Origin of the sequence: Mycobacterium timonense (assembly GCF_025821985.1) — a bacterium.
In the GTDB taxonomy this organism is placed as follows: domain Bacteria; phylum Actinomycetota; class Actinomycetes; order Mycobacteriales; family Mycobacteriaceae; genus Mycobacterium; species Mycobacterium avium.
In genome coordinates, this window is record NZ_JACKSY010000104.1 from 293,758 (window position 1) to 312,147 (window position 18,390).

The window sequence follows — 18,390 nt, forward strand, 5'->3', positions numbered from 1 at the left end:
GTTTGAATGACTTACGACCTCATCATCCGTAATGGCAGCATCGTCGACGGGCTGGGGGGTGAGCCGTACGTCGGCGACGTGGCGGTGCGCGACGGCGTGATCGCGGCGGTCGGTGCGGTGAACGGGGCCACCGCGAACCGCGAGATCGACGCCACCGGGCGGCTGGTCACGCCGGGCTTCGTGGACCTGCACACCCACTACGACGGCCAGGCCGTCTGGTCGGAGCGGCTGACCCCGTCCTCGGCGCACGGGGTGACCACGGTGGTGATGGGCAACTGCGGCGTCGGCTTCGCCCCGTGCCGCCAGTCCGACCACGACGTGCTGGTCGACGTGATGGCCGGTGTCGAGGACATCCCCGGCGTCGTGATGACCGACGGCCTGCCGTGGACGTGGGAGACGTTCCCCGAATACCTGGACACCCTCGAGGCCGGCAAGCGTGACATCGACGTGGCCGCCTATCTGCCGCATTCGCCGCTGCGGGTGTACGTGATGGGTCAGCGCGGCGCCGACCGGGAGCCGGCCACCGCGGAGGACCTGGCGAAGATGCGGGCGCTGGCCAAGGAGGCGGTCGAGGTGGGCGCACTGGGTTTCGCCTCGTCGCGGCTGACCATCCACAAGACCGAAAGTGGTTCTCCCATCCCGAGTTACGACGCCGCCCGGGAGGAGATCGAGCAGATCGCCCGGGGTGTGGTGGACGGCGGCGGCGGCCTGCTGCAGTTCGTTCCCGACATCCCGGCCGGCGGCTACCAGCCGGTGCTGCAGACGGTGTTCGACGTCGCCGAGGACGTCGGCCTGCCGCTCACCTTCACCCTCGTCGTCGCCAACTCCGGTGACCCGACGTGGCCGGACGCCATCACGATGATCGAGAAGGCCAACGCGGCGGGCGGCGACATCACCGCGCAGCTGTTGCCGCGCCCGATCGGGTTGATCATCGGATTGCAGTTGAGCGCAAACCCATTCGTGCTCTACCCCAGCTACCGCGAGATCGCGCACCTGCCGCTGGCCGAGCGGGTCGCACAGATGCGCAAGCCCGAGGTGCGGGCCCGCATCCTGGCCGACAAGCCCGGCGAGGGCCACCCGATCCTGTACGTGGCCCAGATGTGGGACTGGATCTACCCGCTCGGCGACAACCCCGATTACGAGCCCGACCCGTCGACGTCCATCGCGGCCCGGGCCCGCGCCCGCGGCGTGGATCCGATGGAGGAGGCCTACGACCGGCTGCTCGACGACGACGGCCGGGCCATGCTGCTGGTGGCGACCAGCAACCTGCAGGGCAACTCGCTGGACACCGTCGGGGAGCTGCTGCACCGCGACGATGTGGTGCTGGGTCTGGGCGACGGCGGCGCGCACTACGGGATGATCTGCGACGCCAGCTACTCGACCTACTTCCTGACGCACTGGGCGCGCGACCGAAAGTCGGGGCGGTTCAGCGTGGCCGACGCGGTGCGCCGGCTCACCTCGGTGCCCGCGCGGGTGGCCGGGCTGGGCGACCGCGGCCGCATCGCGGTGGGCTACAAGGCCGACCTCAACGTCATCGACCACGCCGCGCTGCGGCTGCACAAGCCGGTGATCAGTCACGACCTGCCGGCGGGCGGGCGGCGCCTGGACCAGACCGCCGACGGCTACGTCGCCACCATCGTGTCCGGGGAGATCATCGCCGAGAACGGGGTGCCCACCGCCGCGCGTCCGGGCAAGTTGGTGCGCGGTCGCCGGCCCGGCCCGGCACCCTTGCGATAACGCCCCAAAAGTGGCATATACCAGCTAAGTTGGGTCCGTGACGAACCCGCATTTTGCGTGGTTGCCGCCAGAAGTCAACTCGGCACTAATTTATTCCGGTCCTGGTCCCGGGCCGCTGCTTGCTGCCGCGGCGGCGTGGGACGGCCTGGCCGAGGAGCTGGCGTCGTCGGCACAGTCGTTTTCTTCGGTCACGTCGGATCTGGCCAGCGGGTCGTGGCAGGGCGCGTCGTCGGCGGCCATGATGACCGTCGCCAACCAATACGTGAGCTGGCTGTCCGCGGCCGCCGCGCAGGCCGAGGAGGTGTCGCACCAGGCCTCGGCCATCGCGACGGCGTTCGAGGTGGCCCTGGCGGCCACCGTGCAGCCCGCCGTGGTGGCCGCCAACCGGGCGTTGGTGCAGGCGCTGGCCGCCACCAACTGGCTGGGCCAGAACACGCCGGCCATCGCCGACATCGAGGCCGCCTACGAGCAGATGTGGGCCTCGGACGTGGCGGCGATGTTCGGCTACCACGCCGACGCCTCGGCGGCCGTGGCGAAGTTGCCGCCGTGGAATGAGGTGTTGCAGAACCTCGGGTTCTCCAATGCCAGCACCGCCGTCACCCGCCCGGCCGGCTCGGGCGCCGTGGCCCGCGGCTACACCTCGCGCATCGCGGGGTTTCTCGCGCCGCGCGCGCCGCAGTGACGCCGCGCGCGCCTATCGTGGAACATCATGCGCAGCAAGAAGAAGGTCGATCTGCAGGCGCTGGCCGACGCGCTGGCCGACTACCCGTATGCCTACCTGATCACGGTCGACGACGACTACCGCGCGCACACCGTGACGGTCGAACCGGTGCTGCGTGAGTCGATCCTGGACGTCGGGTTGATCGGTGGCCGCACTCAGCAGAACCTGGCCCGGCGCCGCGACGTCACCGTGCTGTGGCCGCCGACCGAGCCGGGCGGCTACTCGCTGATCGTCGACGGCACGGCGCAGGTGAGCGAGGCCGGCGACGCGGTTCGGCTGGCGGTGGCGCCCACCCGCGCGCTGTTGCACCGCGACGCCGACTCGGCCGACGCCGCCAAGGGCTGTCTGCATGACTGCGTGGTGTTCTCGCTGCCGGCCTAGACGGTATGGGGGTCTGGGGCCTCACTCACATGTGAACGTGGGTTGATCAGCGCAAAAAACGCTCCGTGGTTGCCAACGCCTCGATCGCGCGTGAGCTGGCCGGATAGTGCTGGTCGCTGGCTGTGCTCGACGATTGAACACCCCACAAATGTCTGGATGAGTCAGCAGGTGTCGGCAAGCGTCTTGGAGTGACCCGCGTCGCCGCTATGAGCAATCACGTTGCACCACAACGGGATAACGCTCACCCTACGGGCGCCGAGCGTGGGCCTTACGCACGGGAACTCGCTCGCGGTCGACCGTAGGCCCCACGCTCGGCGAGCTTGGCCGTGACGCGCTCGACGATCACCTGCGGCCGCGACAACATCGCCGCGCTGACTCTGATCACGGCCCAGCCGGCCGCCTCGAGCAACGCGATTCGCTCGATGTCCCAGGCCCGCTGAGAGGGATCGTCCCAGTGCTGGATCCCGTCGTACTCGACGGCGACCTTCCACTCCCGCCACCCCATGTCCACCCGAACGCGCAGCTCTCGCAGCTCGATCTGCGTCTGCGGCTTCGGCAGTCCGGCCCGCACCAGCAGCACCCGCAACCTGGTCTCCTGCGGAGACTCCGCACCGCCGTCGGCCAGCTCCAGCGAGGCGCGCAGCCGCCGAATGCCGCGGGCGCCCCGGTGCCGGTCGGCCACAGCGACGACGTCGGCGGGCTTGATACCCGTCGCGTTGAGTAACGCGTCGAGGATCGGCAGCGCCTTGGCGGCGGGCAGGCCGCAACCGATGTCGAACGCCGTCCGGGCGGCGGTCGTCACCCGCATTCCGGACACGGTGTCCGCCTCGTCATCGGCCAGCGTGTAGCTGCGCACGAGGATGCCGCGCTGACCGTGCCGATCCGCGCGCACGATTTCGGCGGGCGCGGCCGCATCGAGCCACTTGGTGCCATGGATCGCCGCGGCGGACAAACCGGCCAGTGTCGCACCGGTCGACAGCCACGCCGCGCGCGCCTTGCCGGCCGGCGTCAGCTCGGCGTCTTTCGCGATGTAGACGTCGCGGAACACCTTGCGATACCGCGTTCGCAGTTGACTGCGGGTCACCGCGCCGCGGTGCAGGGCGTCGCTGCCCAGAAACGGGGACATGCCGGCATATTCGCCGCCGCACACGCGCGGCGGGTGCGCCGAGCGTGGGGGCTGTGCACGAATTCCGGGGTGTGGACGAACGTAGCCCCCACGCTCGGCGCGGTAAACCAGGCCCGACGCGGGCACGAAAAAGCCCGGCCCACTCGAGATTTCGAGGGACCGGGCTTTTCCGTAACGGACTCAGAAGTCCATGCCGCCCATGCCGCCGGTCGGGTCGCCCGCGGGAGCGGCCGCCTTCTCCGGCTTGTCGGCGACGACCGCCTCGGTGGTTAGGAACAGCCCCGCGATGGACGCCGCGTTCTGCAGCGCCGAGCGGGTCACCTTCACCGGGTCGGCAACGCCGGCCTTGAGCAGGTCCTCGTACTCACCGGTGGCGGCGTTGAGGCCGGTACCGGCGGGCGAGTTGCGGACCTTCTCGGCCACCACGCCGGGCTCCAGGCCACCGTTGAAGGCGATCTGCTTCAGCGGAGCCTCGAGGGCCACCCGGACGATGTTGGCGCCGGTCGCCTCGTCGCCCTCGAGCTTCAGCTCGTCGAGCGCCGGGATCGCGTGCAGCAGGGCCACGCCACCGCCGGCGACGATGCCCTCTTCCACGGCCGCCTTGGCGTTGCGGACCGCGTCCTCGATGCGGTGCTTGCGCTCCTTGAGCTCGACCTCGGTCGCGGCGCCGGCCTTGATGACCGCCACGCCGCCGGCCAGCTTGGCCAGCCGCTCCTGCAGCTTCTCGCGGTCGTAGTCGGAGTCGCTGTTCTCGATCTCGGTGCGGATCTGGGCCACCCGGCCGGCGATGGCGTCGGAGTCACCGGCGCCCTCGACGATGGTGGTCTCGTCCTTGGTGACGACGACCTTGCGGGCCTTACCGAGCAGCGAGATGTCGGCGCTCTCCAGCGACAGGCCGACCTCTTCGCTGATGACCTGGCCGCCGGTGAGGATGGCCATGTCCTGCAGCATCGCCTTGCGGCGGTCGCCGAAGCCGGGCGCCTTGACGGCCACCGACTTGAAGGTGCCGCGGATCTTGTTGACGACCAGGGTGGACAGGGCCTCGCCCTCGACGTCCTCGGCGATGATCAGCAGCGGCTTGCCGGCCTGGATGACCTTCTCCAGCAGCGGCAGCAGGTCCTTGACGGTCGAGACCTTGGAGCTGACCAGCAGGATGAACGGGTCCTCGAGGACGGCTTCCTGACGCTCGGCGTCGGTGACGAAGTAGCCCGAGATGTAACCCTTGTCGAACCGCATACCCTCGGTGAGCTCGAGCTGCAGGCCGAAGGTGTTGGACTCCTCGACGGTGATGACGCCCTCGTTGCCGACCTTGTCCATCGCCTCGGCGATCAGGTCGCCGATCGACTGGTCGCCCGCGGAGATGGCCGCGGTGGCAGCGATCTGGTCCTTGGTCTCGACCTCCTTGGCCGACTTGAGCAGGGTCTCGGTGACCTTCTCGACGGCCTTCTCGATGCCGCGCTTGAGACCCAGCGGGTTGGCGCCGGCCGCGACGTTGCGCAGGCCCTCGCGGACCAACGCCTGGGCGAGCACCGTGGCCGTCGTCGTGCCGTCACCGGCGACGTCGTCGGTCTTCTTGGCGACTTCCTTGACCAGCTCGGCGCCGATCTTCTCGTACGGGTCCTCCAGCTCGATCTCCTTGGCGATGGACACACCATCGTTGGTGATCGTGGGGGCACCCCACTTCTTCTCCAGGACGACGTTGCGACCCTTGGGGCCCAACGTGACCTTTACCGCGTCGGCGAGGGCGTTGAGCCCCCGCTCGAGGCCGCGACGGGCCTCTTCGTCGTACGCAATTGTCTTGGCCATTGCGAAGTGATTCCTCCGGATTGGGGATGACACGTCCTGGCCGGGTGCAGTGCCCGCGACGGACGACCAGGCTGCTGCCGTCGGGCGACGACAGAGCCGAGCCTCACCGTCCCGACCTAGCACTCACTGGTCGCGAGTGCCAAGTCATTCTTAGCACTCGCCCATGCCGAGTGCAAGAACAGGTCGGGGCGCAACTAGGGCAGGTCGAGCAGCTGCTCGTAGAAGCCGCCGAAACCGCGCCGGCGGTCCACCAGATGGATCTCCAGGATCCAGTGGCAGGTGCGGCCGCGGGGATCGGTGCGGCGCATCGGCTTGTCCGATCCGGGCATGATGTACCACTCGATGCCCGGCCCGGCGATCTTCTTGTGCGCGAACTCTCCGATCAGATGCCCGGCGATGTGGCTGCCCCACTCGAAACCCTCGGCCCGCGCCACCGCGACGACGGCGTCGAACAGCTCGGCCCCGGTGACGTCGGGGTGGCCGGCGAAGTGGTCCCGCCCGGCCTGCCACACCCGCGGCAGCGCATCGCGAACGGCCTTCTTGTGCGGGTCGTCGCCGAGCAGGAAGGTACGCCCGAAGTCGGCCTCCCACTCCTCGAAGACCGGCCCCAGGTCGAGGAAGACGATGTCGTCGGCGGCGATCGTGCGGTCCGGCGGGCGTTCCTGGAACGGCTGCAGGGTGTTGGGGCCGGCCCGCACGATCCGCCGGTGCCAGTGCTGGCGCACCCCGAACATCGCCCCGGCCAGGTCGTGGATCTCGTCCGAGAGCTGCCGTTCGGCCACTCCCGGGCGGATCATGCCGCGCCGCTCGATCTCGTCGAACAGCTGCGCCGCCTTGTCCTGGGCGTCCAGCAGCCGTCGCACCCGCACGTCCTCGGAGGCCTCCACCTTGGCGATGCTAACTGGCAGGCTGGACCTCATGTCCCTCGTCGTGCCGCCCTATCCGCCCGCCCGCTACACGAAAGACCAGCCGGAGACCAGCGCCTGGCTCAAGCGGGCCGACGAACCGCCCGACTACCAGACCGCCGGCGTCAAGTACCACTACCTGGCCAACCAGCACGACACCGCCGGCGACTACGGGTTGTACCGGGTCGACATCGCCCCGGCCGGCGGCGGGCCCGGGCCGCATTTCCACCGCGCCATGTCCGAGGCGTTCTTCGTGCTCTCCGGCACGATGAAGCTCTACGACGGCACCGAGTGGACCGACGGGCACCAGGGCGACTTCCTTTACGTCCCGCCCGGCGGGGTGCACGGCTTCCGCAACGAGGCCGACGACCCCGCGTCGATCCTGATGTTGTTCGCGCCCGGCGCGCCGCGCGAGGCCTACTTCGAAGGCTTCGCCGCGCTGGCCGACATGACCGACGAGGAACGCCGGGAATGGTTCGCCCGGCACGACAACTTCTGGGTTCAATAGCGCGTCCCGGTCGGTGAGTATGTTGTGGGCCATGGCTCCCCACGACAAACGGCACCGCGACTGGTCGGAGGCCGACGTCGGTGATCAGAGCGGCCGCGTCGTCGTCATCACCGGCGCCAACACCGGCATCGGCTACGAGACGGCCGCCGTGCTGGCCCACCGCGGCGCCCACGTCGTGCTCGCGGTCCGCGACCTGGAGAAGGGCAACGCGGCGCTGTCGCGGATCGTGGCCGCCAGCCCGAACGCCGACGTCACGCTGCAGCAGCTGGACCTGGCCTCGCTGGCCTCGGTGCGTTCTGCCGCCGAGGCGCTGCGCGCGGCCTACCCGCGCATCGACCTGCTGATCAACAACGCCGGCGTGATGTGGACGCCCAAGCAGGTCACCGAGGACGGTTTCGAATTGCAGTTCGGCACCAACCATCTGGGGCACTTCGCGCTGACCGGGTTGCTGCTCGATCACCTGCTGGGAGTGCGGGATTCGCGGGTGGTGACGGTCAGCAGCCTCGGCCACCGGCTGCGCGCGGCCATCCACTTCGACGACCTGCACTGGGAGCGCCGCTACGACCGGGTCGCCGCCTACGGCCAGTCCAAGCTGGCCAACCTGCTGTTCACCTACGAGCTGCAGCGCCGGCTGGCGGCCGCCCCGGACGCGAAGACCATCGCGGTCGCCGCGCACCCCGGCGGCTCCAACACCGAGCTGGCCCGCCACCTGCCCGGCATCTTCCGGCCGGTGCAGGCGGTGCTGGGGCCGGTGCTGTTCCAGAGCCCGGCGATGGGCGCGCTGCCGACGCTGCGGGCCGCCACCGATCCGGCCGTGCAGGGCGCGCAGTACTACGGTCCGGACGGCTTCCTCGAGCAGCGCGGGCGCCCGAAGCTGGTCGAGTCCAGCGCCCAGTCGCACGACGAGCAGTTGCAGCGCCGGCTGTGGGCCGTGTCCGAAGAACTCACCGGCGTCCACTTCCCGGTCTGACGTCCATAGCCGCGATGCGCTCCGTCGCCGAACACCAGCGGGTGGTGGCCGGGCTGATCCGCGCCCGGCCGCCGGTCGCGGTGCCGCTGGCGCAGGCCCAGGGCCTGGTGCTGGCCGAGGACGTGGTGGCGGGGCTGGCGCTGCCGGTGTTCGACAACTCCGCGATGGACGGCTACGCGGTGCGCGCCGAGGACATCGCGGGCGCCACCCCCGAGCGGCCGGTCGTGCTGCCGGTCGCCGAGGACATTCCGGCCGGGCGCACCGACGAGCTGACGCTGCAGCCGGGCACCGCGCACCGGATCATGACGGGCGCGCCGGTGCCGGCCGGGGCGACGGCCGTCGTGCCGGTGGAGGACACCGACGGCGGCGTGGACGTGGTGTCGATCCGGGCGCCGCGCGAACCCGGCAAGCACATCCGCCGCGCCGGCGAGGACGTCTCCCCCGGCACCACCGTGTTGCGCCGCGGGCAGGTGGTGACGCCGGCGGTGCTCGGGCTGGCCGCGGCGCTGGGCATCGCCGAGCTGTCGGTGATCCCGCGGCAGCGGGTGCTGGTCATCTCGACGGGATCGGAGCTGGTGGCCCCGGGCGCCGCGCTGCGGCCGGGGCAGATCTACGAGTCCAACTCGATCATGCTGGCCGGGGCCGTGCGCGACGCCGGCGCGGAGCTGGTGGCCGTCACGACCGCCGAGGACGAGGTGGCACAGTTCAGTTCGATCATCGACCGGTATGCGGCCGGCACCGACCTGATCATCACCAGCGGCGGCGTCAGCGCCGGCGCCTACGAGGTGGTCAAGGACGCCTTCGGGCGCGAGGGTGATCAGGGCGTGGAGTTCGTCAAGGTGGCCATGCAGCCGGGCATGCCGCAGGGCGTGGGACGGGTGGCCGGGGCGACCATCGTCACGCTGCCCGGCAATCCGGTCAGCGCGCTGGTGTCCTTCGAGGTGTTCATCCGCCCGGCGCTGCGCGCCGCGATGGGCCTGCCCGATCCCGAACGCCCGCACCGGTCGGCGGTGCTCGCCGAGTCGCTCACCTCGCCGCGCGGCAAACGCCAATTCCGCCGCGCGGTGCTCGACGACGACGCCGGCACCGTCGTCAGCTACGGCCCGCCGGCCTCGCATCACCTGCGCTGGCTGGCGTCGGCGAACGGGCTGCTGGACATCCCCGAAGACGTCGTCGAGGTGCCCGAGGGGACCACCCTCGAGGTGTGGGATCTGCGCTAGCCCGATTCAGCCGGCGGGCGCTCGATGGAATTCGTCGGCGGTGTCGAAGGCCGGCGTGTAGCGGATGGCGACGGCGACGATCGTCATCATCACCGGGATGGTGACCAGCGCCCCCGACAGGCCCACCCACTCGGACAGGTGGCCGATCAGCGGCGGGCCCAGCAGATAGCCCAGCCAGCCGGTGGCGGCCACGATCGCGATCGCCGATCCGGCGCCGCGGGCGCCGTAGGCCGCGCTGAACGCGGTGGGCACCAGCAGCGCGACGCCGACGCCCAGCGCGGCGAACCCGAGCACCCCGGCGGCCGCGTCGGCGGTTGCCAGCGTCACGCTCATGCCCGCCACGGCCAGCACCGCCAGCGCCGGCAGCAACCGGCGGCTGGGCAGCCGCGCGTGTAGCCGGCCGGCGGCGAACCGGGTGACGACCATGGTCAGGGTGTAGGCCGCGTAGCTCGCCGCGGCCACGCTCGGGCCGGCGCCGACGACGTCGCGCAGGTAGGTGGCCGACCAGTCGGTGGCCGCTCCCTCGCACAGGAACGACGCGAACGACACGGCCGCCAGGATCGCCACCGCCGGCGTCACCCGCCGGCCCGCGGCCGGTTCCGGCGGCGCGGCCACGGAATCGGCCGCGTCCGGCAGCAGGCGTCGGGTCAGCATTACCACCACGAGGAGCACGACCGCCCCGAGCACCGTCAGCTGAGCGGTCAGGCCGATGCCGGCGCCGACGCAGGCCGCCCCGATCAGCGCCCCGGCCAGGGTGCCCAGGCTCCACATCCCGTGGAAGCGCGCCATCATCGGGGCCCCGGCGCGCCGTTCGACCGTGCCGGCCTGGGTGTTCATCGCGACGTCCAGCGCGCCCTGGAACATCCCCCACAACGCCAGCGCCGCGAACAGCGCCGGCCCGGACCGGGCCAGCCCCACCGTCGTCCCGGCCGCCGCGTAGCCGGCGACGGTGACCGGGATCAGCCGGTGGCTCCCCCAGCGCGGCAGCGCCCAGTGGCCGGCCAGCGTGGCCAGCACCGAGCCCAGCGGAGCGCCGAACAACGCCGTGCCCAGCGCGGCGTCGTCCAGGCCGAGTCCGGCTTTGACCTGCGGAATGTGGGCGGCCCACGACGCGAACAGCAGGCCGTGAGCAACGAACACCGCGGTGACACCGCGTTTGGCCCGACTCAGCATCTCGACGGTGAACGTTCCCTTCGCGGGCGGCGACGAATCCGTCACCGGCTCCGTAAGATGGCCGCGTGGCACGACGCCCCCGCACCATCGGCCCCTCGGCTTCCGACCCCGGTTTCAGCCCCCAGCATGCGCTGGAGTTGGTGCGCTCCGCCATCCCGCCGGTGCATCCGGCCGGCCGGCCGTTCGTCGGCGCCGGGCTGGCGCTGGCGCTGGCCGGGCGCCGGCACCGCTGGCTGCGCCGGGCGGGCCTGCTGGCGGCGGGGGCGTGCGCGGGATTCTTCCGGCACCCGCCCCGGGTGCCGCCCACCCGGCCCGGCGCGATCGTCGCGCCCGCCGACGGCGAGATCTGCGTGATCGACGTCGCCACCCCGCCCGCCGAATTGAGCATGGGCGACGTGGCGCTGCCGCGGGTCAGCATTTTCCTGTCGCTGCTGGACGCCCACGTGCAGCGGGCCCCGGTCAGCGGCGAGGTGATCGACGTGCAGCACCGGCCGGGCCGGTTCGGGTCGGCCGACCTGGCGGCCGCGAGCACCGAGAACGAACGCACCAGCCTGCGCATCCGCACCCCCGGCGGCGCGGAGGTGGTCGCGGTCCAGGTCGCCGGGCTGCTGGCGCGGCGCATCATCTGCGACGCGCACGTCGGCGACAAGCTGTCGATCGGCGACACCTACGGCCTGATCCGCTTCGGCTCCCGGCTGGACACCTACCTGCCGGCGGGCGCACAGCCGCTGGTGACCGTCGGCCAACGCGCCATCGCCGGCGAGACCGTGCTGGCCGAGCTGCCATGATCAGCAAGCCGCGCGGCCGCCGGGCAGTCAATCTGCAGATCCTGCCCAGCGCGATGACGGTGCTCTCGGTGTGCGCGGGGCTGACCTCGATCCGGTTCGCCCTCGAGCACCAGCCCAAGGCCGCGATGGCGCTGATCGCGGCGGCCGCGATCCTGGACGGGCTGGACGGCCGGGTGGCGCGGATCCTGGACGCTCAGTCCCGGATGGGCGAGGAGATCGACTCGCTGGCCGACGCGGTGAACTTCGGGGTGACCCCGGCGATCGTGCTCTACGTGACGCTGCTGACCACGTCGCCGGCCGGGTGGGTGGCGATCCTGCTCTACGCGGTGTGCGTGGTGTTGCGGCTGGCCCGGTTCAACGCGCTGCTGGACGACGGCAGCCAGCCCGCCTACACCCACGAGTTCTTCGTCGGCATGCCGGCGCCGGCCGGCGCGGTGTCGATGATCGGCCTGATCGGACTCAAGCTGCAGTTCGGCGACGGCTGGTGGACGTCCCCGCTGTTTTTGTGCATCTGGATCACCGGGACGTCGATCCTGATGGTCAGCAAGATCCCGATGCGCAAGATGCACGCGGTGGCGGTGCCGCCGAGTTGGGCGGCGCCGCTGCTGGCGGTGCTGGCGATCTGCGCGGCGGCGGCGGTGCTGGCGCCCTACGTGCTGATCTGGGTGATCATCGTCGCCTACCTGTGCCACGTGCCGTTCGCGGTGCGCAACCAGCGCTGGCTGGCCGCGCACCCCGAGGCGTGGGACGAGGCGCCCAAGCAGCGCCGCGCCGCCCGGCGGGCGATCCGCCGGGCACAGCCCAACCGCCGGTCGGTGACGCGGCTGGGCCTGCGCAAGCCGGGCAGGCGCGTGCCGTGACCGGTTCCGGCTCGGCGCGTCAACTCACGCTGACCGCCCGGCTGAACACCTCGGCCGTCGACTCCCGTCGCGGCGTCGTCCGCCTGCACCCGAGTGCCGTTGCGGCCCTTGGCATTCGGGAGTGGGACGCGGTGTCGCTGATCGGTTCGCGCACCACCGCGGCGGTGGCCGGCCTGGCCGGCCCCGAAATACCCTCCGGCACCGTGTTGCTCGACGACGTGACGCTGTCCAACGCCGGCCTGCGCGACGGGACCGCCGTGGTGGTCAGCCCGGTCACCGTGTACGGCGCGCGGTCGGTGACCCTGTCCGGCTCGCCGCTGACCACCCGGTCGGTGTCACCGGTCACGCTGCGTCAGGCGCTGCTGGGCAAGGTGCTCACCGTCGGCGACGCGGTGTCGCTGCTGCCCCGCGACCTCGGGCCCGGCACCTCGACGTCCGAGGCGACCCGCGCGCTGGCCGCCGCGGTAGGCATCAGCTGGACCTCCGAGCTGCTGACCGTCACCGGCGTCGACCCGGACGGGCCGGTCAGCGTGCAACCCAACTCGCTGGTCGGCTGGGGCGCCCGGGCGGCGCCCGCGGCGGCGTCGCGGGTCTCGGTCGAGGTGGCCCGCCCGCAGACGGTGGTCGAGGAGCTCAAGGGCTGCCAGCCGCAGGCCGCCAAGCTGGTCGAATGGCTCAAGCTCGCGCTGGACGAGCCGCACCTGCTCAAGACCCTGGGCGCGGCCACCTTCCTGGGCGTGCTGGTGACCGGCCCGGCCGGGGTGGGCAAGGTGACGCTGGTGCGCGCGGTGTGCGGGGATCGCCGGCTGGTCACGCTGGACGGCCCGGAGGTCGGCGCGCTGGGCGCCGACGACCGGCTCAAGGCGGTGGCCTCGGCCGTGCAAACGGTCCGCGACGGCGGCGGCGTGCTGCTGATCACCGACGTCGACGCCCTGCTACCGGCCACCGCCGAGCCGGTGGCCTCATTGATCCTCGCCGAGCTGCGCGGCGCGGTGGCCAGCGAGGGTGTCGCCCTGATCGCCACCTCGGCGCGCCCCGACCAGCTCGACGCCCGGCTGCGCGCGCCGGACCTGTGCGACCGGGAGCTGAGCCTGCCGCTGCCCGACGCCGCCACCCGCAAGGCCCTGCTGGAGTCGCTGCTGCGCAACGTGCCCACCGATGGCCTCGATTTGGATGAAATTGCTTCTCGCACACCGGGTTTCGTCGTCGCCGACCTGGCCGCGCTGATCCGCGAGGCGGCGCTGCGGGCGGCGTCGCGGGCCAGCTCCGACGGCCGTCCCCCCGCGCTGCACCAGGAGGACCTCACCGGCGCGCTGAGCGTGATCAGGCCGCTGTCCCGCTCGGCCGCCGAAGAGGTCAGCGTCGGGGACATCACCCTCGACGACGTCGGTGACATGGCGCAGGCCCGGCAGGCGCTCACCGAGGCGGTGTTGTGGCCGCTGCAGCATCCGGACACGTTCGCCCGGCTGGGTGTGCAGCCGCCGCGCGGGGTGCTGCTGTACGGGCCGCCCGGCTGCGGCAAGACCTTCGTGGTGCGCGCGCTGGCCAGCACCGGCCAGCTGTCGGTGCACGCCGTCAAGGGCTCCGAGCTGATGGACAAGTGGGTGGGCAGCTCGGAAAAGGCGGTGCGCGAACTGTTTCGGCGAGCCCGCGATTCGGCGCCCGCGCTGATCTTTCTCGACGAGGTGGACGCGCTGGCGCCGCGGCGCGGGCAGAGCTTCGACTCCGGGGTGACCGACCGGGTGGTGGCCGCGCTGCTGACCGAGCTGGACGGCGTCGACCCGCTGCGCGACGTCGTGGTGCTGGGCGCCACCAACCGGCCCGACCTCATCGACCCCGCGCTGCTGCGGCCGGGCCGGCTGGAGCGGCTGGTGTTCGTGGAGCCGCCCGACGCCGCGGCGCGGCGCGAAATCCTGCGCACCGCGGGCAAATCGATTCCGCTGAGCGCTGACGTCGACCTCGACGAGCTGGCCGCCGGCCTGGACGGCTACAGCGCCGCCGACTGCGTGGCGCTGCTGCGCGAGGCCGCGCTGACGGCCATGCGCCGGTCCATCGACGCCACCGACGTGACGGCCGCCGACCTCGCCGCGGCTAGCGAAAACGTCCGTCCCTCTTTGGATCCCGCGCAGGTCGCGTCGCTACGGGCGTTCGCCGAAGCTCCGTAGCACGGCCCGGGCCGACGCGGCCACGTCGGTTTCCAGCCAGGACGGCATCGGGTCGTCGTGCGCGTGACGGCGCACCACGGCGTACGGCAGGTCGGCGACGGCGCGGGCGACGGCGTCGACCGATCGCGGCCGGGCGTTCCCGTACAGGTGCCGGGCCAACTGCGCTAGCCGTTGGGTCAGCGGGGCGTTCATCGCGGCCAGCGTCTGCCGGAACGCCGCGTCGGGCTCGCCGTCGAGCAGGTCGCCCGGGCGGATCGTCAGCAGCAGCCGGGCGTCGTCGGGCAGGGCGCGGGCGAAGCCGACCGCGGCCACGGCCATCGCCACCGCGGTGTCCTCCGGGGTGTCGCCGTCGGCGGCCAGCGCCCGGGCCTGGAAGCGCTCCAGCGCCCGCAGCCACGCCGCGGTCAGGATGCCGTCGCGGTTGCCGAACCGGTGATACAGCGTGCCCGCCGGCGCGCCACTGGCTTTCGCGATCGCGGCCACGCTGGCCGCGCGCGGCCCGCCGTCGAGCACCAGGGCCCGCGCGGCGTCGAGGATCACATCGGTTTCATGCTTCCGCGGAGGCGCCATGATCTAGTACATTCCTTCTATATGGAACGATTACCCTATATCGATGAGCATGCCATAACCATCGAGGCCAACCGCGGCGACACGTGGGCGGCGCTGCTGCGGGTGCTGTGCCGCGACCCGCACGACCCGTCGACCGTGCCGCTGGGCTTCGCCCTGGACGAGGCCCGGCCGCCGGTGCGGTTCGCGCTGAAGGGCCGCCACCCGTTCGCGGTGTACCGGTGGGTGTTCGAGCTGGACGCGCTCGACGGCCCGGCACGCACCCGGCTGCGGGCGGCCACCTGGGCGGCCTTCCCGGGGGTGCACGGCAAGGCCTACCGGGCGCTGGTCATCGGCACCGGCGGGCACCGCATCGTCGTTCGGCGCACGCTGAACCGTGTCGCCCGGGCCGCCGCGCGGGCCGACTACACCGACGTGTTCGAAGTACCTCTGCCCCAAGGGGATTCGCGCAGCGCCGAGGAGACCTTTCGCGACGCGGCGGGGCGGCCGGGCGCGGGCCGCGACGCGGTGCGCTGGGTGCACCGGCACGTGCTGCGGCTGGGCGGGTGGACGATCGTCCGTTCGGCTCGCGACGAAGTCGTGCTCGCCGCGCGCGGGCCGCTGCTGTGCGGCGAGCTGACCCTGCGCCGTCACGACGATCGGCGCGCCGCCCTCACCACCCGGGTACGCTACCGCCGCCCGATCGCCGCCCGGGCGGTGTGGGCGCTGGTCGGTCCGCTGCACCGGATCGTGGCACCGCGGCTGATGGTGCGCAGCGCTCGTCGCGGCCGCATGCGCACGGCGGCCGTCCCTTGAGCCTGGGCCTGACCTGGGGGACGCGGCTCGCCGAAAGAACGGCTCCGCTGCCCTGCGACGCGCTGTGTCCGCGCGCCCGCGTCCAGGCCGACCGCGCGATCAGCATCGCCGCGCCGCCGTCGATCGTGTTCTCCTGGCTCTGCCAGTTGCGCGTCGCGCCCTACAGCTATGACATCCTGGACAACCTCGGCCGCCGCAGTCCTCGAGCGCGCGACCCCGAACTGGTTCACCTCGAAGTGGGACAGCGATTCATGACCGTGTTCGCGTTGCAGTCGTTCGCCGACGGCGAGCAGATCACCTTGCGGTCCAGGGGCGTCGCCGTCACCTACGCCGTCCGGCCGGAGGGGACCGGCTCGCGGCTGCACGCGCGGGTGTGGTTCGCGGGCCCGCGGCTGCTCGCACGTGCGCTGGCCCTGGGCGACCTGCTGATGATGCGCAAACAGCTGCTCACGCTGAAAACGCTGGCCGAGGCCGAGCCCCGATGACCGAGCGCCCGACCGCCCTGCAAGTCGTCGAGGGAATCGACCTGTCCGACAAGGCATGTGTGATCACGGGCGCGTCGTCCGGGCTGGGCCGCGAGTCGGCGCGGGCGCTGGCCGCCGCCGGCGCGCGAATGGTGCTGGCCGCACGCAACCACGACGCGCTGGCCCAGAGCGCCGAATGGATTCGGGCCGAAGTGCCGGGCGCGCGAATGTCGACGGTGCACCTTGACCTCACGGTGCTTTCCAGCGTGCGCGCGGCGGCCGCGGCGATCCGGGAGCTCACGCCGGTGATCCACGTGCTGATGAACAACGCCGGCGTGATGTTCACCCCGTTCGACCGCACGCATGACGGATTCGAAATGCAAATCGGGACAAACTATTTCGGGCATTTCGAGCTCACCCGGCTCCTCGTCCCGCAGCTCGCGGCCGCCGGGAATGCGCGCATCGTCATCCTGTCGTCGCGCGGTCACCGCCTGGGCAATATCGACCTCGACGATCCCAATTGGGAGCGCCGCGACTACGACAAGTTCGCCGCGTACGGGGCGTCCAAGCGGCGAACATCCTGCACGCCGTCGAGGCCGACCGGCGCCTGCGCGAGGTGGGAATCCGCGCCTACGCCGTGCACCCCGGCACCGTCGCCACGTCGCTGGCGCGGCACATGTCCCGCTCGGACTTCTCCCGGCTACGCGAACACGCCGGCGGGCGCCTCGATACCGTCGGGCCCGAATACGGTGCGGCCACGCAGGTTTGGGCGGCGGTAAGGCCCGAGATGGCCGACCGCGGTGGCCTGTACCTTGAAGACTACGGCGTCAGCGACGCCGTAGCGCCCTACGCCCGCGACTCCCAGCGCACGGCACGGCTGTGGACGCTCTCCGAGAAGTTATGCGGCGCACCACCTACCGCGGCGACGCGATAGTGCCGTCTCGCGCAACCGGCATCGACATCACCGACGATGCCGAGCTCTTGTTCGGCGGGATCTACGCCCTCCTGTATCTGCGCCGCAGATACCACAACAGGACCGCGCCCGCCGCGATTAGGGCCAACCCCCCGGAGATGAACGCGATATCGAGGGCTAGGTTGGCCGGTTGGTAAGCTCGTCCGCCCCGCACATGAACATCCACCTGCGATCCGACTGCCAGCGGATTCTTGTGAACCTCTATCCACCCTCCGCGCCACGTCGCCAAGGGGTAGATCGGGCCGGTCCGTGATGCTCCCCCGACGCTCCACGTGGCGTTGCACCGGTATCCGTCGATCCCTCGGTACTGGTGCGGCACGCAGTTAACGACCGTCGCCCTCGCCGGCGTGCCAGAATCGAAAACCTCAGGCAACACACCTTCTTCGGCCACACGCACCCCGGCGAACACAACCATGCCGGCAAAGATGACACCGATCCACGCCAGAGCCCGCGCTAGCGTGCGGCGGCCGGGTCTGATTTCCAACGCGGGATTCGCCGGCACCCGCCCCTGCGATGGCGCGAGATCTGCACCGCCGCCCGCCGCGTCGAGCTGATATTGCAGATCGGAGCTTCGCCTTGCGGACTCATTGCGGGCCATCAGGAGCAAATCGTGCCGTCGCCTGCCGAGGTTCACCACGACGAACCCAGCGATGAAAAAGGCTAAACACCACCAATAGCGCGACAGATCCATCATCGCGGGGAGCCCACCGCAAATCAGCACCAAGCCCCCCACGATCATCAGCCATGCCTTCTTCATGGGGGTGTCCCCGTTCTTGTCAACGAGTGCCTGGACGGATCTAGGCGGTTCTGTCGGTTGCCGCTGCGTCTTCCAGATAGGGGACTACCCGGTGCGCTACCGATCCCAACAACCTCGACCGGCGTTCATGCGAATCAGGCTGCCAGACAATGCAAGTCACTAGCGAAGGGCCGCCAGCCGGTGATCATGGCGTTCCCGAACACATGAACGGAAACCCGCACGGCGGTTTCTGGGTCGCCTCCGGCGGGGGTGGATCGGTTCCCTCCCAAACACTGGCGTCAACGTTTCCATGCCCCCAGAGCACGCCCCACCAAGTGTGGCACTGACTCCTGTCCCAGTTGACGCCAAGCCCGTTCGACCCGGACGGGCATCCGTGAGCTCCGCGAAGTCCCATCGGATCTCCGGGGCAACATTGGTACGGCCCGGATGCGGGCGGCGGCACTGGCCCGTCTTCTGGCAAAACGCCATGGATCG

Annotated in this window: 17 protein-coding genes and 1 pseudogene; 12 read left to right on the top strand and 6 right to left on the bottom strand. The window is 71.3% G+C overall.

Annotation, left to right across the window (positions count from 1 at the left end; all coding sequences use genetic code 11):
• Positions 1–6: 6 nt before the first annotated feature.
• The 3 genes from H7I87_RS23955 to H7I87_RS23965 are packed head-to-tail and all read left to right on the top strand — an operon-like array spanning position 7 to position 2,839.
• Positions 7–1,737: an N-acyl-D-amino-acid deacylase family protein gene (locus H7I87_RS23955; RefSeq protein WP_009979351.1), complete on the top strand. Its 1,731-nt coding sequence runs from the start codon at positions 7–9 to the stop codon at positions 1,735–1,737.
• Between the two features lie 37 nt (positions 1,738–1,774).
• Complete coding sequence (locus tag H7I87_RS23960) at positions 1,775–2,419, top strand: PPE family protein (RefSeq protein WP_003873770.1); 645 nt, start codon at positions 1,775–1,777, stop codon at positions 2,417–2,419.
• 27 nt (positions 2,420–2,446) lie between these two features.
• The gene (locus H7I87_RS23965; protein ID WP_011726198.1) at positions 2,447–2,839 is read left to right on the top strand and encodes a hypothetical protein; all 393 of its coding nucleotides are present in this window, start codon (positions 2,447–2,449) and stop codon (positions 2,837–2,839) included.
• A gap of 268 nt (positions 2,840–3,107) precedes the next feature.
• On the opposite strand, the gene H7I87_RS23970 is transcribed toward H7I87_RS23965, so the two are convergent.
• The 3 genes from H7I87_RS23970 to H7I87_RS23980 all read right to left on the bottom strand — a co-directional run bounded on the left by H7I87_RS23970 (position 3,108) and on the right by H7I87_RS23980 (position 6,658).
• Complete coding sequence (locus H7I87_RS23970) at positions 3,108–3,965, bottom strand: type IV toxin-antitoxin system AbiEi family antitoxin (protein ID WP_024637043.1); 858 nt, start codon at positions 3,963–3,965, stop codon at positions 3,108–3,110.
• Positions 3,966–4,145: 180 nt separating this feature from the next.
• Entirely contained in the window at positions 4,146–5,771 is a 1,626-nt protein-coding gene (groL, locus tag H7I87_RS23975; protein ID WP_009979353.1) for a chaperonin GroEL, read from the bottom strand.
• Between the two features lie 194 nt (positions 5,772–5,965).
• A complete protein-coding gene (locus tag H7I87_RS23980) occupies positions 5,966–6,658 on the bottom strand; it encodes a M24 family metallopeptidase (RefSeq protein ID WP_011726200.1) in 693 nt (230 codons plus the stop codon).
• A 31-nt stretch (positions 6,659–6,689) separates the two neighbouring features.
• Here H7I87_RS23980 and H7I87_RS23985 point away from each other — a divergent pair, with 31 nt between their 5' ends.
• From H7I87_RS23985 to moeA, 3 genes are read left to right on the top strand one after another with little or no spacing between them, the layout of a single operon-like run.
• Positions 6,690–7,184 carry a cupin domain-containing protein gene (locus H7I87_RS23985; protein ID WP_003873775.1) on the top strand — a complete coding sequence of 165 codons (495 nt, stop codon included), beginning with the start codon at positions 6,690–6,692 and terminating at the stop codon, positions 7,182–7,184.
• A gap of 31 nt (positions 7,185–7,215) precedes the next feature.
• Positions 7,216–8,154 carry an SDR family NAD(P)-dependent oxidoreductase gene (locus H7I87_RS23990; RefSeq protein WP_011726201.1) on the top strand — a complete coding sequence of 313 codons (939 nt, stop codon included), beginning with the start codon at positions 7,216–7,218 and terminating at the stop codon, positions 8,152–8,154.
• A gap of 14 nt (positions 8,155–8,168) precedes the next feature.
• Positions 8,169–9,374 carry a molybdopterin molybdotransferase MoeA gene (moeA, locus tag H7I87_RS23995; protein WP_031348238.1) on the top strand — a complete coding sequence of 402 codons (1,206 nt, stop codon included), beginning with the start codon at positions 8,169–8,171 and terminating at the stop codon, positions 9,372–9,374.
• Positions 9,375–9,380: 6 nt separating this feature from the next.
• Here moeA and H7I87_RS24000 read toward each other — a convergent pair whose 3' ends face one another.
• Positions 9,381–10,547 carry an MFS transporter gene (locus H7I87_RS24000; protein WP_088294918.1) on the bottom strand — a complete coding sequence of 389 codons (1,167 nt, stop codon included), beginning with the start codon at positions 10,545–10,547 and terminating at the stop codon, positions 9,381–9,383.
• A gap of 65 nt (positions 10,548–10,612) precedes the next feature.
• On the opposite strand from H7I87_RS24000, the gene H7I87_RS24005 reads away from it, so the two are divergent.
• The 3 genes from H7I87_RS24005 to H7I87_RS24015 are packed head-to-tail and all read left to right on the top strand — an operon-like array spanning position 10,613 to position 14,360.
• The gene (locus tag H7I87_RS24005; protein WP_011726204.1) at positions 10,613–11,335 is read left to right on the top strand and encodes a phosphatidylserine decarboxylase; all 723 of its coding nucleotides are present in this window, start codon (positions 10,613–10,615) and stop codon (positions 11,333–11,335) included.
• Positions 11,332–12,195 carry a CDP-diacylglycerol--serine O-phosphatidyltransferase gene (pssA, locus tag H7I87_RS24010; protein ID WP_003873780.1) on the top strand — a complete coding sequence of 288 codons (864 nt, stop codon included), beginning with the start codon at positions 11,332–11,334 and terminating at the stop codon, positions 12,193–12,195. The genes H7I87_RS24005 and pssA overlap by 4 nt, the downstream gene beginning before the upstream one ends.
• Positions 12,192–14,360: an AAA family ATPase gene (locus H7I87_RS24015; RefSeq protein WP_033727320.1), complete on the top strand. Its 2,169-nt coding sequence runs from the start codon at positions 12,192–12,194 to the stop codon at positions 14,358–14,360. Before pssA ends, H7I87_RS24015 begins: the two co-directional genes overlap by 4 nt.
• Here the strand turns inward: H7I87_RS24015 and H7I87_RS24020 are convergent.
• Positions 14,334–14,930 (bottom strand): TetR/AcrR family transcriptional regulator, encoded by a 597-nt coding sequence (locus H7I87_RS24020; protein ID WP_003873782.1) that lies wholly within the window; start codon positions 14,928–14,930, stop codon positions 14,334–14,336. The genes H7I87_RS24015 and H7I87_RS24020 overlap by 27 nt on opposite strands.
• A gap of 21 nt (positions 14,931–14,951) precedes the next feature.
• Between H7I87_RS24020 and H7I87_RS24025 the strand changes: the two genes are divergently transcribed.
• From H7I87_RS24025 to H7I87_RS24035, 3 genes and pseudogenes are all read left to right on the top strand, one after another.
• Complete coding sequence (locus H7I87_RS24025; RefSeq protein ID WP_033727321.1) at positions 14,952–15,722, top strand: DUF2867 domain-containing protein; 771 nt, start codon at positions 14,952–14,954, stop codon at positions 15,720–15,722.
• On the top strand, positions 15,719–16,207 hold the full coding sequence (locus H7I87_RS24030; RefSeq protein WP_033727322.1) for a hypothetical protein: 489 nt from the start codon (positions 15,719–15,721) through the stop codon (positions 16,205–16,207). Before H7I87_RS24025 ends, H7I87_RS24030 begins: the two co-directional genes overlap by 4 nt.
• A pseudogene (locus tag H7I87_RS24035) lies at positions 16,204–17,120 on the top strand (SDR family NAD(P)-dependent oxidoreductase). Before H7I87_RS24030 ends, H7I87_RS24035 begins: the two are co-directional and overlap by 4 nt.
• 61 nt (positions 17,121–17,181) lie before the next feature.
• Here the strand turns inward: H7I87_RS24035 and H7I87_RS24040 are convergent.
• Complete coding sequence (locus tag H7I87_RS24040) at positions 17,182–17,916, bottom strand: hypothetical protein (RefSeq protein ID WP_033727323.1); 735 nt, start codon at positions 17,914–17,916, stop codon at positions 17,182–17,184.
• Positions 17,917–18,390 lie beyond the last annotated feature (474 nt).